This is a genomic window from Bacillus thermozeamaize (genome assembly GCA_002159075.1).
In the GTDB taxonomy this organism is placed as follows: domain Bacteria; phylum Bacillota; class Bacilli; order ZCTH02-B2; family ZCTH02-B2; genus Bacillus_BB; species Bacillus_BB thermozeamaize.
Window position 1 is genome coordinate 1 of the sequence record LZRT01000073.1, and the last position, 16,147, is coordinate 16,147.

General features: G+C 49.7%; 12 protein-coding genes and 3 pseudogenes. 2 read left to right on the forward strand and 13 right to left on the reverse strand.

Annotation, left to right across the window (positions count from 1 at the left end):
* Together BAA01_06555 and BAA01_06560 are read left to right on the forward strand one after the other, a co-directional pair.
* Positions 1-300 (forward strand): annotated as a pseudogene (locus tag BAA01_06555) (integrase).
* Positions 301-423: 123 nt separating this feature from the next.
* Complete coding sequence (locus BAA01_06560; protein OUM87549.1) at positions 424-615, forward strand: hypothetical protein; 192 nt, start codon at positions 424-426, stop codon at positions 613-615.
* Positions 616-874: 259 nt separating this feature from the next.
* Here BAA01_06560 and BAA01_06565 read toward each other — a convergent pair whose 3' ends face one another.
* The 13 genes and pseudogenes from BAA01_06565 to BAA01_06625 all read right to left on the reverse strand — a co-directional run bounded on the left by BAA01_06565 (position 875) and on the right by BAA01_06625 (position 15,673).
* The gene (locus BAA01_06565; protein ID OUM87550.1) at positions 875-1,843 is read right to left on the reverse strand and encodes a hypothetical protein; all 969 of its coding nucleotides are present in this window, start codon (positions 1,841-1,843) and stop codon (positions 875-877) included.
* Entirely contained in the window at positions 1,824-3,047 is a 1,224-nt protein-coding gene (locus BAA01_06570; protein OUM87551.1) for a hypothetical protein, read from the reverse strand. The genes BAA01_06565 and BAA01_06570 overlap by 20 nt, the downstream gene beginning before the upstream one ends.
* Before the next feature lie 189 nt (positions 3,048-3,236).
* On the reverse strand, positions 3,237-3,899 hold the full coding sequence (locus BAA01_06575) for a hypothetical protein (GenBank protein OUM87552.1): 663 nt from the start codon (positions 3,897-3,899) through the stop codon (positions 3,237-3,239).
* A 47-nt stretch (positions 3,900-3,946) separates the two neighbouring features.
* Positions 3,947-4,765: a hypothetical protein gene (locus BAA01_06580; GenBank protein ID OUM87553.1), complete on the reverse strand. Its 819-nt coding sequence runs from the start codon at positions 4,763-4,765 to the stop codon at positions 3,947-3,949.
* 147 nt (positions 4,766-4,912) lie between these two features.
* Positions 4,913-6,382, reverse strand: a pseudogene (locus tag BAA01_06585) (conjugal transfer protein TraG).
* Positions 6,383-6,442: 60 nt separating this feature from the next.
* Positions 6,443-6,934 (reverse strand): hypothetical protein, encoded by a 492-nt coding sequence (locus BAA01_06590; protein ID OUM87554.1) that lies wholly within the window; start codon positions 6,932-6,934, stop codon positions 6,443-6,445.
* 15 nt (positions 6,935-6,949) lie between these two features.
* On the reverse strand, positions 6,950-8,215 hold the full coding sequence (locus BAA01_06595) for a hypothetical protein (GenBank protein OUM87555.1): 1,266 nt from the start codon (positions 8,213-8,215) through the stop codon (positions 6,950-6,952).
* Positions 8,216-8,514: 299 nt separating this feature from the next.
* Positions 8,515-9,273 carry a hypothetical protein gene (locus BAA01_06600; protein OUM87556.1) on the reverse strand — a complete coding sequence of 253 codons (759 nt, stop codon included), beginning with the start codon at positions 9,271-9,273 and terminating at the stop codon, positions 8,515-8,517.
* Positions 9,274-9,371: 98 nt separating this feature from the next.
* Positions 9,372-10,604: pseudogene (locus tag BAA01_06605) on the reverse strand (hypothetical protein).
* Positions 10,600-10,932, reverse strand: coding sequence for a hypothetical protein (locus BAA01_06610; protein ID OUM87557.1), 333 nt, complete (start codon positions 10,930-10,932; stop codon positions 10,600-10,602). Before BAA01_06610 ends, BAA01_06605 begins: the two are co-directional and overlap by 5 nt.
* Before the next feature lie 64 nt (positions 10,933-10,996).
* The gene (locus BAA01_06615; GenBank protein ID OUM87558.1) at positions 10,997-11,467 is read right to left on the reverse strand and encodes a hypothetical protein; all 471 of its coding nucleotides are present in this window, start codon (positions 11,465-11,467) and stop codon (positions 10,997-10,999) included.
* A gap of 49 nt (positions 11,468-11,516) precedes the next feature.
* Positions 11,517-14,183: a hypothetical protein gene (locus tag BAA01_06620; GenBank protein OUM87559.1), complete on the reverse strand. Its 2,667-nt coding sequence runs from the start codon at positions 14,181-14,183 to the stop codon at positions 11,517-11,519.
* A gap of 590 nt (positions 14,184-14,773) precedes the next feature.
* Complete coding sequence (locus BAA01_06625; protein ID OUM87560.1) at positions 14,774-15,673, reverse strand: hypothetical protein; 900 nt, start codon at positions 15,671-15,673, stop codon at positions 14,774-14,776.
* Positions 15,674-16,147 lie beyond the last annotated feature (474 nt).

Below are 16,147 nucleotides of genomic sequence, written 5' to 3' on the forward strand. Positions count from 1 at the left end.
AGCGGCGGGCAGACGTTCTTCTGGAAAGGGAAATGCTACATGCCAAAGCCCGTCCCCGGTGTTCCGCGCTGGGAAGCGAAGAGCGTCGTCGAAGTGCGTGTCGGCATGGATGGACAAGTGTGGCTGTGGGATCAAGGGCGGGCCTGGCCTTGTGTGGAGACACAGGCCACACAGACCCCGGCGCCAACAACGGCCAAAAAAGAAGCGGCGCCTGCGTCCCCGCGCAAGCCCGCTGCAAACCATCCCTGGAGAAAACCATTCTCCAGCAAGCAGTTACAGCGTAGCACAGCATCCGGCTAGTCTGCAAGAGGACGGCGGCTGTTTAATCAGCTATCATCCCTGACATTTTCATAGAACAGTTAACCTGACATTTTCACAGACGCTTGACAGCATATGTTCGGCCCTGTTGAGTCGAATTATTGTATGTCTTTATTTATGATTTTTAACGTCTATGATGAACTCCATAATTTTAGTCACGGTTTTATCAAAATCACTTTTGGCTTCATGTTCCCAAACACGAAGAAGATTCCAGTTGTTCCGAAGATAATGGTCGTTCACCAACTTGTCTCTTTCACGATTCCGTTCAATTTTTTTATGCCAATAGTCTATATTTGAGCTGGGTATCCTGCAATGCATCGGACATCCATGCCAAAAACACGAATCAAGAAAAATCGCAATTTTATATTTTTTAATAGATATATCTGGTTTTCCTTTTAAATCTTTTACATTCCGACGAAATCGTAAACCACGTTGCCATAACTCTTTACATATTCTGTTTTCAAAAGAAGTCTTTTGGGACCTAATTGCCTGCATGGTTTTTCGGCGAACATCTTCACTAACATTGTCAGCCAATTTTATAGCACCGCCCTTTGCCCTATTGGAGATTGGCAGGTATATCTATAAGCAAAGAACGGTCAGTTTCCACAGCCAAGACACGCTCGTTATATTTTTCCAGCAAAGTTTTCCACCCGCGCGCAAGATTTCCTCTACCGAATTCACAGATTTCCTCCACATTCTGACCTACAAAAGCTTCAATTGAATACAAACCTATCCGATCCGCTATTCCTTCCATTTCAGCCATCTGGCGCGCCGCTTGGAGCCTCGAATCAGCCACAAGCAAAATAACCCTATAATTGTTGCGAAGATTAAGCTCACACTTGTTAATCACAGCTGGCATTGGCGAAACGGTAACATGAAAAACTGTATCTCCCACTACAAAATCCCCTGGCCTGCCAAGCTGCACATCGGCAGTCGTATATGAGTAATTTTCAATGTCTAAATGAGGATATCTTAATGCAAGTTTCGCGCCAACAATATGCTGAGCCACCGCACCGGCGACTCCTTTCGCCGCAGCGGCTGCAAGTATATTAGCAACAATTTGTTGTCCGGATTTATCCAAAGCAATCTCGACTTCAATTTTTTTTCGATTAAAGTACTCCCGAACTCGATCAACAAGCCAACGTTGCAAGGAATCCATAATTTCGTGACGCTCTTCAAGCGTTAAGTCGGCAAACGCTTCAATTCTATTGAGCGCTTTTACCAAACGTTCCGCCGCTGGCCTTGTCCCTCTGGTTGTTCGGCCTCCTTCGCGAGCGTATTCGCGAGTTTCGCCAAATCGCTCAAGTATGCTTTTAATTGAAGGGCCTCCGGTTTTTTTTATTTGATTTTTATCTGTCAGATAGTCTGATTCCTTTAAAGGAAAAGTATCTCGGAATAATTCCGTTATTGCCAACCCCGCGCAAACAACATATCTCTCCGGTTCACGATCAGCGCTCGGCCTTTCCCCTTCATACCATTTTACTAAAGTGTCCAACGCCGCTTTTTCAGCATCGGACTTCTTCATATTCGCGCATCCTCCATTGTTCTGCAATTCGTTCTGCCACACGATGTGATGAGGCAATAACATTATTGTGTATAGTGTCTTGGCCACCACGAACTACATCGCCATATTCGCTGATTTTCCTTTGAAGCGGCAATAGTAGTTGCTCTGAAAGCCAGGCGACGACAGGAACGACAACACCATCTCCCATAGCTTCATAGGCTTGGTTATAAGAGTCGGGAAGCCAAAAATCATCCGGCACTCCCATTAAACGCGCGGCCTCTCTGGGAGACAGCAACCTCGTCCGAACCCTTCCATTTTCAACGATGACTACCGTTTGCCGACTCGAACCACCCCGAGGTGTTCTCAAACACCCTGCCACGCCATCAAAGCGCACCTCGGCTCGTTGAATTCCTTTTCGTACGCGCTTGTAGAGAAATCCAACTCTAAACCCGCCTTCCAACAAAGCTTTGTTGATCTTTGCCCGATTCCTTTCTGTCATCATAGCAAGGAGCCGTTGTGTCTCTTCATCGGAATTCCAGCTTACACCGGTTGGTTCACGCTCTATGATATCTTCAATAGGCAACACGCGCGCGCTTGGAACAGGAAGTTTCCACCATCTCCAGGCGTCCTGAATATGCTCAGGAAGCGAGGTTTTGAATGCGCGAAGGAATTCTGGGAACCAAATCGACTTAGACGGATCAGTTACCACAAAATCTTCGACGTCAACTTGTCTGTCAATCGCCACAATAAATACTCTCGGACGAGATTGAGGAATAAAATGAACTGCGTCTATCACAAGAGCGCCAAACTGCATGTCAAGAGCCAGCAACGACTCACATAGGCTGATAAAATCTGGATTATGAATCAGACCCACCACATTTTCCAACACTATCATCGGCGGACGATTTCCCCGAAACATCATTTTCGACATATGTTCCCAGAACGACCAATAAGTTCCACTTCGCCTAGCTGTCATGCCTTTGCGCCATCCAGCTAAGGATAAATCTTGACAAGGAAAAGAAGCCCACGCCATATCAGCATCGGAAGGGATATTTTTCATCTTCGAAATATCGCCTAAAAAAAAATGTTCAGAACCATGATTGGCGCAGTAAATTTCTGCCTTCTTTGAACTAATATCATTTGCCCATATACATTTCCAGTTTTTACCTAATCCAAGGCGCACCATGCCTACACCTGCAAAAAATTCAAGAAATTTATATTGCATGTCGTTCCCCTCCTTCTCTCGGATGTCAAATATAACATAATGAATTTAATATTCGACAGAAATTGCGAATTACCTTTTGCTTCTCGTTTTAGTTGCTTTTCAATATCTCAATTACCGAAGTCAGCAATTTTGTGTCCTATTATACTTCCATGTCCAGATTGTTTTCTAGTACTTCCTCTATAAATGATCTTATCTAACCCACCTCCCGTTGTGCCATCGGTAAAACCGATAATCCCCTTTCAAATCCTCGTCGAGCAGAAGCACGGCACCCGAAATTAATTCACCAAACGGCTGCGCCTGTTCCAACGATTCCGCGATGATGATGACACGGGACTGGTGACGGAGGAAATCGTCTAAACCGTCGTTTTTTCCGCGCAACACCAGCACGCTGCGCGTTTCGTTTTCGATCTGGATTTTTCCCGTAAACGGATGCGGAGACGCGTGGATTTGAAACGCTTTTTGTTTGTCGTTCAAGGCGCAACAGAACTGGAAAAAGACGAGTGATTTCAAAATGCGTTCCGTTGACCATGTGCGTGTATCAGGTTCCGGCATATTCAGGAGTTTCGCCGCGCGAGGGCCCAGCGTGAAAACCGGAATCGGGTTTTTGTTCTTGATAAGCGTGTGCTGGACCAGCTTTTTGTCATGAAGCATCCGGCGGATATGACGGCGCTGGAACCCAAACAACCGTCCGATCTGGACGCTGCCGATAATTCCGATCCGCCCGATGGCTTTAAGCGCCTCCGCTTCTCGTAAGTAACGGATCGGCGCGTTGCCCGGTTCCTGATCCGTCTGGCTAGCCGGGCGAAAAGTCCAGTTGTAATGAATGGAAAAAGGAGAAAGCAGACGACTCACCCCCTTTGTAAAAAATGGGGCGGACTGATGCCGCCCCGTTACTGGAATCACAGTTTTCGCATGATGCGTCCATGGATGCGTTGCTTCTTCACATCAATTTCGCGGATACGGATCAGGACGCGGTTTCCACGCCGCAGCCGGTCAAATCGCATGTGCGGCACGAGGGCGTCAACGCCCGGTTCCAAATTGACAAAGATGCCGTATTCGGCAACACCGGATACGCGGCCGACGTATTCTCCGCCCTTTACATACCGCTTCGTGCAGTCCGGCCACGGACAAGGTTCGATGGCCTTTTTGCTGACGGAAACCTTTTTGTTTTCCTTGTCCAGTTCAATCACTTTCACCTTGAAATGATCTCCGGGTTGAACAACTTCCCGCAGATCATCGGTCCAGCCGTGACTGAACTCCTGTGCCGGGATCTCCACTTGAATGCCACCGATGTCCACCGTCAGAACTTTACGCTCGACCTTCCGTACGACAGCGGTGATCACCGCGTCCTGCTCCAGCCGCTTCCACGTCACGCCCGCCATGTGTTCAACGGCATCTTTCCGCGAGGCGACAAACGTGTTGCCCTCACGGTCATATGTCACGATTTTAAATACAACCGGTTCACCGATCATGGCTTTGAACTGGCGCGGCTCATCGACACCGCTGTATTCCAGCGGGATCATGCCGCGAACGTTGCCTACGTATACGATGCCGCACAGCTTCCCGAGTACAACCTCGAAGCCGGTAATTTCGGATTGCAGAATCAGGTTGTTTTGTTTGGCGGCGTAAATTCGCTGCCAAGACTCATCGTACTCCTGTTGTTCCACCTTCTCTTCCTGATACCCTTCGATAAGAACCCGTTTAAGTTCAGCGCTCATCTTTTTTTCATCCTCCTTGGATTTTTCCGCCCCATAAGGACGGGTTTACTCGAACAGGTCTTTCTCAAACTCAAAAGCCGAATCGTTCTCGGTCACAACCGATTTTGGCGAAGAAACAAAAGTCGGCCGCCCCCATACCGGTTCGGGTTGAAGGGGCTGGACCGACTTCCGCTTCCAAGGCATCCGCCACAACAGGCGTTTCGGCTCCCATTCGCGCCGCTCTTTCCAGTCGTGCGGCACGAAAGTTCCTCGGCCTAGTTTCGGCGGCTGCGGCACACCGTCTTTCAACAGCTTGGCCACAAAGTGAAAACGCGGCAAGCCGTCCATCAGCTGCGTGTAAAAAATCCGGTCCTCTTCTTTCTCCGTATCTCGGTACGTCTCCGGCAAGATGTTCGGGACGATGGTCTGCTGCTTAAATGTGCTTTCCCGGCGAATCACCCTTTTTTTGCCGAACTCCCGCGAAAACTCGATGGCGTCCTCCGCAGACAGGCCACCGAAGGCGATTTTGTTGCGGCATGATGTCATAATAGACTGTTTCATCGCCCTGGCGCTGATCTTCCCGCTTTCCACTTCAAGTTGCCCAAGCGATTGGATGGCAAAAACGCCGGCCACCCGGTATTCGGCGGCAATGGACAAGAAAAGCTCGACGTCCGGATTGATATAGCGGCTGTATTCGTCGACGATCAAAAAGTGAGGTATCCGGGTCCGCTCCGTGCCGGGCCTGCGGAACGTGCCGCTTTGAAGATGCATCACCACAAACTGCCCGAAGGCATCTCCGGCTTTGCGAAGCCGCCCCATCGCCGTGTTGACGGCGAGCACCCCGCCTTCCGCGAAATGCCGGTCGATGTTGATTGATGATTTTCCGCTGATAACTTTGGACAAATGCGCGTTTGAAACAAGATTCTCCAGCTGCGCCCGAAGACCGATAACAAACTGTTGGTACTTTTCTTTCTGGGCGCCAAGCAGTTCGGAGTGGAAAAACTGCACGAGGTCGTCATATTCGCCGAATTTGAAAGACAGTTCTTTAACCCTGTCTTCTAACATTACCGGGTCTCGGATCGTTCGAACCACATCCGAAAGCGTCACATCGTCCTCGTACAGCCTTTTCAAAAGTTTTGTCACGTTCCGCGCGGCCAGCTCCTGCACCGTAGCGAAAAACGCTTCCTGCTTTCCAAATAGCGACTTCAATACGACGACGGTCGCTTCTGCAACGTCGTCAATGTCGCCTTCCATCGGATTGAACACCGCGCTTTCCGCGCGCTCCGGGTCCACATGGACGCACGGCATGTCCATCTCACCGCACATCTCGGCCACCATCGCCGCCATATCGCCCTTGGGTTCCACCACGGACAAACCAAGCGGCACGCCACGTTTCTTGAGCAGCAGGAGTTGGTAAATCATCGGTTTTAGCAGCGTCGCGGTCTTGCCACAGCGAGTCGGACCTACGATCAGCATGTGCGTGTAGCAGTCGTCTCCGCCCCAATCAAGTTTCACCGCGCTCACCTTCTTTCGCCTGTGACATAAGAGCGAACGCCGGAAATGTCTCGGTACCATGGATAGTCCATTCCCCAACGCCGTCTCCACTCTGCCATGCACTGGTTGGCACCTTCGCCTTATTGGATCAGTCGATGAAGCTGCAACGAACAGAAACTTTGAAGTTCGCCTGGTGTCCAACGTTTAGTCTTTGAACGGGATTTCTTCGCCAAGCGAAATGGTCACCTCCCCTTTTTTGCGCTTAAAAAGGCTTTTGAACCTTCGCCACGGATCGTCGCCGTACAGCCGACCGAGTAAATCACGGTCGATGTTGCCGCGACGCTGAATGAAGTTGAGCGACACCCGGTAGTTGGCAAAGGTTAGGAAGCCGGAAACGAACATTGTGATGATCATGAGAGTTTTACCTAAGGTGGCGGAAGGGATGTGGAAGGGCAACGCATGCGCGTGCGCGGCGTGCACCTCCATCCCCTGATAGGATATCCACACACCTATCCACAGCCCGATCACAAAAAAGTGGATAAGCCGATTTCGTTTGTGGATAGCCCATCCATACAGATACCCGATCAAACTCACGCCGGCCGGCAAAAGCAAAGCATTCGGCGGCATACGCGGTAAAAAGTGAAAAACAAGGCCCCACCCCATAAGGGACAGGGCAAGCCAAAGGAAACGAAGCATGCTCCCTCTCCTTTCTTATGTGTTCAAAACGCCGTTTGAAAGGTGGTTTGGAACCGGGATGGTACGGATAAATCTCGCTCCCGCCACGCGTTCTTGATAGCGCTCCAGATCGTCTTCCCAACAACAGAGGAGCACATCGGTGTTTTTCCCTGTATACTCCCTCAAAATCCGATCCAAAAAAATACGGTTGCCACTCAAGACTTCCAGGACATAGTACTTACTTCCGTCTGGCAGAATGATTCCTTGTTTGAACCCATAGCGATTCGTCGGCAGCGAAACGACTTGTCCGAAGTTTTTCAGGATGCCGAGCAGATTGTCGCCGCTGTCAAAGATAATGTTTTGCGTGATCCAGATTCCCTTATCGTTGAAAGGCAAAATATGCACCGGAAGGCCGCCGGTTACGATATTCATGTTTTCAAAAACTCGTTCAAACGAATGTCGCGCCGAGTCGTCCTTGTAGTACACCAGGAATCCTGCCATGCCTTTCGGGGCGTGCCTGATCTCGCTCAAGACTTTGACGATGGTTTGTTCCTTTGCTCCGCTGTTGACCAGATAGATCATGTAGTCCAAGCCGCCCCACGTGAACGCACCCGCCACAAGGTCACCCCGATTTAAGTGATATTTGCGTTTTATTAAGCGGGAATCCACGAAGGGAATAGACTGGCATTTTAAGTGAAGCTCGTTTACATCAAAGATGTATTCCCGCTGTTTTTCAGTGGGCTCCAAATCCCTGGCACGAACTTCTCCTTCAGAAATCAGTCCTTTCTGAGCGAGAAGCCGCAAGCCTTTTTCCGTTATGCGGTAACTAGCTTCCAAACTGCCTTTGTCCCTTGACCACGCGACCTTTGAGGTGACCAGCTGTTCTTTCCGCATAACTTCGAGGCGCTTGCTGCCGTATCTTTCGCTGTCCCGGAAAAATGTTTGCTCCAATTGACTCTTTGTCAACACACGCACCTGGTACAGTTTGTGGAGTATCGCGATATCCCGCTCCGTCCATTCACGCGCGCGATTACGTTTTTTAGGCGGTTCTGTGGCTATCTGTTTTGGCTTTCGACCCGCGATCCTGCCGGTTTGAACAAGCAGATTTTTTCCGTCGTCCGTCAGTTCATACACGGCGATCACTCGACCATCTTCCCGGCGCCTTCTTCCACGAATCAGACCGTAGTTCTTAAGCATTTGCAACCGCCGATAAGTGTAGGTCCGGCTGCCATTAAAATACCGGTCCGTGATATCGGATCGGCTGAGTTCACCGTTTGCGAGGAGATCACGCAGGATATCCATGTCCCGCGAAGTGATGCGTATGGGTATCACCCCTTTCATAGCTGGAAATTGTTGCGCATATCGTAGACAAGGATGAGTGCATGAAAATAATGTTGTAGCGTTGAAATAGAATGCGGCGCCTGGCTGTCTGCTCGGCGCTTCCTGCGCGGATGACTCCGCGCGGAAGCCCCTCCCAGACTTTTCGCTCTACGCCCCCTCTTTTGAAGCGTGCACTTTCCTTGTCCCACAAGATTTCTTTCCGTCTGTTTGGACATGTGTTTTCGGGTATAAATGCACCCTCTTCAAAACTTGTCTAATTGCTACCCGTTAATCGGCACCTTTTCCACCCGAAAACGATGTCCATTTCGATACAGATTTTTTACATATTCAACCATTTTAAGACCTATTTCTTGGCTCGAAATGAAAACGGAAACATGATTCTTCTTGTCGAAATCCAAATATCCGCTTTCCATGAATTCCAACCTCTCCCACTCGTCACCGGAGATAAATCCGCAAAGCCTTGCCGCGTTGATCAAAATACTTCGATTGCGGTTGTCCAAGTCGCGGATAACCAGGTTGCCAAAGAAGTGACAAACATATATGAACGCTCTGGAGAAGGTCTTTATTTCTTTTGGCCACAGCTTTACAGTATCGCTTGTCGCGCGAAGGTAGTAATCTCTGACCGCGTTGTGATAGCGACTGAGTTCCTGAAGTCTTTCCCGTTCAAAATTGCGAAGCGCCGTCTTGGTATTGAAGTTCGTTTCAAAGTACAGCGGCAACATACCGTCGTAGGAAAGTTGATAGACGGTTTGTCCTTCCACCGTGTGTTCCGTAAGGTAGCATCTTGGATACGGTGTTTCCGACGTGAACTTATCCTCGAAAGCTGTCTCTGACGTGTAATTGCCCCACTCATCCAACTTCACATCTCGAATACGCACGCGTTCCCTTTGCGCGATCTGATCCGCGATCGCACATGAAACCAGTACCGACTGCCTGTATGCTTCATGCAGCCGGTCCATTTCGAACGAATCCCAGCACCGCCGGACATATTCGCCAAAGGATTCCTCGTCCCAGGCCACTTGAAAAACCCCCTTCAATTAATGCCGCACTCTGCCGCAGTTAATGCAGCACCTACAAAAATATAGCTCCGCATTTTCTGCGGCAGTTTCAGCGGCAGTTAAAAGTCAAAAGGATCATCCGAGTTCTTTGACGTCTTCTTTTTTTGTTCTGGGGTGTCCAAGAGCAGCGATTCCAAGTCGACGTTCTCGTGTCTGAACTGGCTTTGGTACCCCCCGAGAGCGTTCAGAATATCGCCGCCTTTTGCCGGGCGATCATATTGCTTGGCCGCCTCTACAAGCGCGGCGATTCGCTTCGGTAAACCAAGACCAGCAAAGATGGTATAGACATGAAGCTGGCGGATGTCCCCGGCATAGGTGGCCACCGGACGCTCCCCCGCATACGGCGCCAGCGTCGTCAGAAGCTGTTCTACCTCGTTCACCATACCAAGCGTGAAAATGCGTTTGGCACCCTGTGGGCTGGCAACAAGGCTTACGGCGCAGCGGGCCGCCTCCGTGAAGTCGTATCCATCCGAGAGAATGCCTTCCTCAACTGCCTGCTTGATCTTTGGCATGTACGTTCCCTGGTTCTCTGCGTCCACCGCGCTTTCGTCCATTGCACATTTACCGAACGTCAGCACGCCAGACGTTTGAAACATCTTGAGCAATTCTGAGCCATCGAAGTGGTAGCCAGACAGCGGGTTGTAGCTAGCCGTCACCACGTTCAGATCGTGAAGTGTCTGTGCGATGTACCGGTTGCTGTGATCCAGGTAGGATGAAACGCTGCCTCCGGGATTTTCCTGCAAATACGCGTCGAACAACTTCTGGTTGTCCACCAAGACGATGCTTCCCAAACCGCGCATTGCTCGTGCGATGACTTGCAGGCGCTGGAGAGCATTGTCCAATACCTGATATCCTTCCTGGTCACGAGGGAGTGTCAGAATCAGCCCGAATCGCCCAGCGAACCCGTTTGCGTGGATCATCCGTACCGCCTCAATGACGGCTCCGGTTCCTGTCCCGCCGCCGAGGCCACAAACGACGAACAGGAAATCCCGATCCGCAAAGAAGTCCCTCATCCGTTTAACAATGTCGTCTTTATGGCGCAAAAACGCTTCTTCGCCGATCCGAATGTCTCGCCCGGCTCCGCGCTCGTAACCACGAAGCACATATTTGATCGCGTTTGGACGATCCGGCAGTTTGCGAAGATCGACTTCGTTGGTATTGATGAGAAACGCGGTATACGGGTTCATATTGTTTTTGACCGGCATCCGCACGCTGGCGCATTCGTCTGCGATAGAGCAACCGCCCATTCCGAGTCCCAGAAACCCAAGTTTCATGCTGATGTCCATGTTACTGCTTCCCTCCTTCCGATTTCTCCTTCATCTGTTCGCGGAAACGAATCAGTTCCCATCCCAATTCGGACAACGTGTACATTTTCGCACGTCCAACACCCTCCACATCCACCAGCGCCGCACCTTCAAGTCGAGCGGCAAGCAGATCAAGCGTGTGTCGAGATCGGATGGGAAGTTCGCCTTCTTGGCGTTTCAGGCGGTAATGATTGTTGGTCAGTTCCTTAAGTCGTTCCTTGTTAACCGGTTTTCCGGCTTTGGCAAGAGCGGCCAGCATCCACAGTCCATCCCCAATATGTTCAAGCAGCTTGGTCAGAATTTGTTCGCGGGTCACGGTATCCCTCCTTTCCCTCTCAACCTTTGGAAAAATAAAAAGCCCCTGCCAGGCGGCAGAGGCGTCAATACATCTGGAGCATTACTTTAAAAACGTCCCACTGCACCCAAAACAAAACTGCACCGCTCAACAGAAAAAACGGCGCGAGAGGAAACCTTACGATTGTTTTTCTTTTCAAATGACGATATACGGCCACAAAAATCCACGACGAAAGAAACAGGATAGCAAGGAATGGTATTGTCATTTGCCACCCAAGTGCCGCCCCAACGACGGCCATCAGCTTGATATCTCCGCCGCCTATGGTGTTGGGGTGGATGACGTTGATAAGCCACAAAAAACCGGCGCCAACCAGAACGCCAACCAAGTAATCCGTGTATGGAAGCAGTGCCCACATTAAACGGATGAGCAGAAAATAAAAAAGACCGTTTCGCGTGAGCCGGTTCGATATGGTCATTGTTTTCAGATCGGTGACTGTCGCCATGATTAACACGATAAAGAGCGGAATCCAAATTAGTTGCATTTCCATGTCCTTCACCTAAACAGGGGGGACCGGTTTATCCGGCCCCCTCAATAATCACGCTTCATTACTGTCCAGATGTGTCACGCACCGATTGCGAATCATCGTACATACTGCCGTAGATGATTACCTTTTTGGTTCCGCAGTACGACAAACCGGTTTGACCCGCGTTCTTGGCGAACACCTGAACGATGTACTCGCCGTCCGGCGCATTTACATCGGTGTAGAACTTCCGTTCACGGAACACTTCACCGGTTGACGCCCGGAAGATTTCTTCAGGCAGTTCCCACGTCGCGGTGCGGTTGTCGCCGCCGGTTTTCTCCAACTGAATTTGTGCCACGTACTTGCCACGCGTGTCGTAAATCTTGGCCACAACCTCGGTCGGACCGCTCGGCGATCCGCCCAAGGGCTGGGCTGTGCCCTCCAATCCCTTCGGCACCTTCGTCTCGTAATCGGTCGTGTACTGCGTAACCACCTTCAGCTCGAAACCATACCCGGCACGCGTAACCTCGTTCGGATCAAGACCGTTTTTGGCCGCCCACGGGATGATTGCCCACGATCCTCTGCTTTCCCGGTCGGATTCCTTTGGGTTCTTGGGATCGGTCGGAATCCCCTGTTTTGTATTAACCGTGACCGTTGCCGAAAGCGATTCGTTATACCGAACCGTTCTCGGCTCCCAAATCGGGCTGCTGTAGTCGGTATAGGTGTAAGTTTCCGTGTGCTGGTTGCCCTCCGCATCGGTCCAAGTATAAGTGCCGGTGCGTGTTTCGTATCCAGTGATGATCCAGTACGTCACGTCCCACGATCCGTTGGGCTTGGTATCCGAGCAAGAACTTACATCCGATTGATGCGGGTTCACGTCGATCATGCGCGTTTTGACGTTGTTGCTGCGATTTCCGTCCATCGCCGTTTTCAGCGGATCGACATGCACGGACAGATTGACGTTTCCAACCTGGTTGGCCGTCCAGACGAATCCGCCGACTTCCTTCGTCTGATTGGCCATGAAATTGGTTTTGACCTCATAAATCTTTGTGTCGTCAGCGTAGAAGCGAATCAGCACGTCTTTCTGCGGCTTGTTGTATGCGTTCCTAACCGTCGCCTTGATCGTGACCTTGTTTCCATATGTCGTGCTGTTCGGCGCATTGATGGATACCGCAATCAAATCAGCGTCCGCTTGCGAAATCAGCACAAGCGGGCCTGCGAAGTTGTTCTCACGGATCGATGCAGGCGACGTCGGTTCATAAATGGCGAAATCGCCATTCACTTGTGCCGTCACCGGAATCGCTCCAAGTTTCAGTTGCTCTTCCTTCACTGTAAACGGAATGTTTAACGTCATCTGTTCGTTAGATGCCAGTGTAATTTCTCTCGTCAGCGGATAGCTGCCGATCATCAATCGCACTTTCGTTTTCAGCGAAAACTTTTGGTTCGTCTCAAACAGCGGTTTGAGGAACACCTTGACCGTGGCCGTCACGTCGTTTTCTTCCGCTGAAACAGTTTGTTTGTTCAGTTTGAAGTCGTCGACCCGGATATCCACCGGCAGCATGATCGACTTCTTGTTATCATCCCATGTCACTTCGTCCGGCGGATTGTTTCTCTTTTCGTTTATCAAGACTTCAAACCACGGCAATCCAGTATCGTTCACGACCTCGAAACGGTGACTGAATTCGCTCCGGGCATCCATATCTTTCGTGATCGTCTTCAGCACCTGTCCGTCCGGACCTTTCAGAGTGATCTCGACGCTCTTGAAAGCTTTCTCGCTGGTGTTGGCGAACGTGGCGTCCAGCGGGATCGTCTCTCCGACTTTGTAATCCTCAAGCTTCTTGCTTCCGGCCACCTTAAATTCGGTCACGGCCAGATTGTTGGGCCGAACCGATTTGTAAGCGTGCATGATGCCGTCGCCATCGACGGTCAGCATCAGATTGTCCGCGAAGACAAGCTCCGGGCTGTTATGCTGATCCATTGTCCCCGGGAGCTTGGCGGTGTCCAGAAGGTTCCCTTTTTTGTCCTGGAACCACTTAATTCTTTCCCATGTATCCTCCTGGACAAATTGGATGCTCCCGTCGGCGGTCTGGATGATGATGTATCCCGGCTCGTTTGGATCTGGCCGCCAATACAGAACGTCGTTGCGTATTGAATCGCTTAGGTTGATTGTTTTGACCAGAATGCCCGTTTTTTTGTCTATCGCCAGCACAGCGCCGTTTCCGCCGGTACTTCGGGTATGAAAGTGGCGAATGGCAGCAAAGACATACTTGTCTCCAATCGTAAAGCCTTCAAGAGCGCGAGTGTTGCCGGTGGCATATTCTTTTTGCCATACACGTTCGTTGCTTTCGATGTCCACCTTGTACAACACACCTTCGCGATCTATGAAATACACGTAATGCTTTCCGTCCTCATATCTGTATGAAGGCGAGGACGCAACGCCGTAGCGGACCAGTACAGTGCGGTTTATGGTGGCATCCGACAAATCTTCATTGAATTCAATATTGATAATTTTATTGCTGCTTTCTAAAGTGTTCTCCATGCCCACGATCTTCTTTATCCCAGCTTCGACAAAGATTGGGCTGGCGGTGATTTCGCCAGTGAAGCGTGATTTCCATTCTGTGTATGTGGTTCCTTTGTCCTGAATGACAAAAAATCCATTGTCCGCATACTGCCGCTCAGGTTCTAACCCCGTCAAATCGCCGTGTGCTGTTCCAACACTGATGAGTGTTTTACCATCCAGTTCCTGAACCATCGGGCTGGTGGTGACTCGATATCGGTATTCCGGTCTGTTACCAGCGCTTAAAATAATGGGTTTATCCCACAAAGGTCTAAGTGTTTCGGGATCAAGAGCGTACAAACGATGGTCTCTTGTGGCTTGATAAATTCTGGGACCATACTGGGTTCTTGCATATGTTGGCGTGCTTGCTGATGGCCATTCGTTTTTATTTATGTTTTTGAATCGAGCTGTTATTTGGGGTGGGCTATCTTTGGTAGCCTGCTGATACCCCTCCAACTTTATTAAGTCTCTTCCAGCTTGGACATATATTGCGTTCTGATCCTCGACAATGATTGGTTGTGAATATACTTTCCCATTTGATACGACTTTTCCGTCTTCGACGCGCTTCAGATCAACAGTCCACCATTCTTGAAAGGGAAGCTGACTCTCCATTCCGTCATCTTGCACCCGTTTCGTCATGCCCGGGTCCAAGCCTTTTCGTTCCCCTGCGGCGTACGCGGGCTGACAGAGGATACTATTACCCGAAACCGAAAAAAACGAAAGAAAAATGCTGGTGGTCAACATCACCAGCATAGTTTTCTTTATGATGTTTCGCATTACCTTGCTTATGCTCCTTTCTTTGCCAAGTATTCATCTTTCGGCGCGAGATACTGTCTGTATCCATCCGGTGTGGTCATTTGCACCAGTTTTTGATCCTTGAACCACAGAGTTTCAATGCCCCAAGCGGATCCCAGCGCCCTCAGCGGAAGAAAAGTCCGACCTTTGATAACAACCGGCGCCGCGTCACTGTAGAGGGTTTTTACTGTGCCGTCAGCCGCGAAGGAAAGAAACTCTTTTTTGCCAATTGTGAAGACGACCTTTTCCCCTTTCGGGTTCGTGGCTGTCACAGTCTGTTGTTTTTGGTTCCAGATGACTTCAGCTTGTACATTGTGATGCTCGTAAACCGCCCGCAACGGAACCATTGTCCGGTACGCTTTCGTATCCTCGTATGGTTTTTGATCCGGGAACACCACTTCGTCACCATCAACCGTTACCGTGACCTCAAACGGACGGTATACCGTGTCGCCGACTTTTACGCTTCCCTTATCTCCATTTTGAGACGGCGCAGGTGATTTCGGGGCATTGTTATTTCCATCTGTGACCAGCGGATTGGAGGTGCGAATCACACCGGCGAACTTCTTCCATTTGGTTTGTTCAATTGGGACTCCATCAATATGAGTAATCTGCTTAACGTCATATTCTTTGTCCCATATCCATTTAAGATAGTTCTCAATGGTTACGTCATGATCTTCGCCTTTCTTCTCAGATACCTCGGTTGTTCCAGACCTTCCATCTATAAAGACAAAGGTAATCGTCGCAATGGTGTCGCCGCCGAGTTGATGAGAATCTTCCGGAATTACTCCCTCATAATCATCCCCATCCCATTCCCACGTCGCGGCGATTGCCCCAGGTGCAACCACAAAAATCATGGCGAATGTCAAAAACAAAACCATCATCTTTTGCATAGGTTTCAACCTCCCGTTCATTCAAAAGCAATTTTGAAATTTCTTCATAAAACGAAAAATGCCCCTGGATAGGGGATTTACTTTTCTTTCTTTTTATGAAAATTATACCACACATCACACCGCTTTACAACATTTTCTGCGAATGTTTGTTCTCACCCCCATTTAATATCCTCAAAGACACAATCGGCATTAAATCAAAAATCGTTTTAAAAATCTCCCCCTTAAACGAAAAATGCCCCTTTACAAGGGTATTTCTTATGGGAACATTTTCCAGTTTTCGGATTAGGCTTCGCCCAACAAAAATCTATCACTTGTCAAGGCTAAAGTCAATGAATTTCATCCAGAAATGTTGTTGTTCTGTGATATTGTCAGGGTGTAACTGTTCCGAGAAAATGTCAGTATGAGTAAGGAGCAGATCACCTTGACAAAGAGCGAACTGAAACGTGCTATGGTTGTCGAGAAGTGGATGGAGGG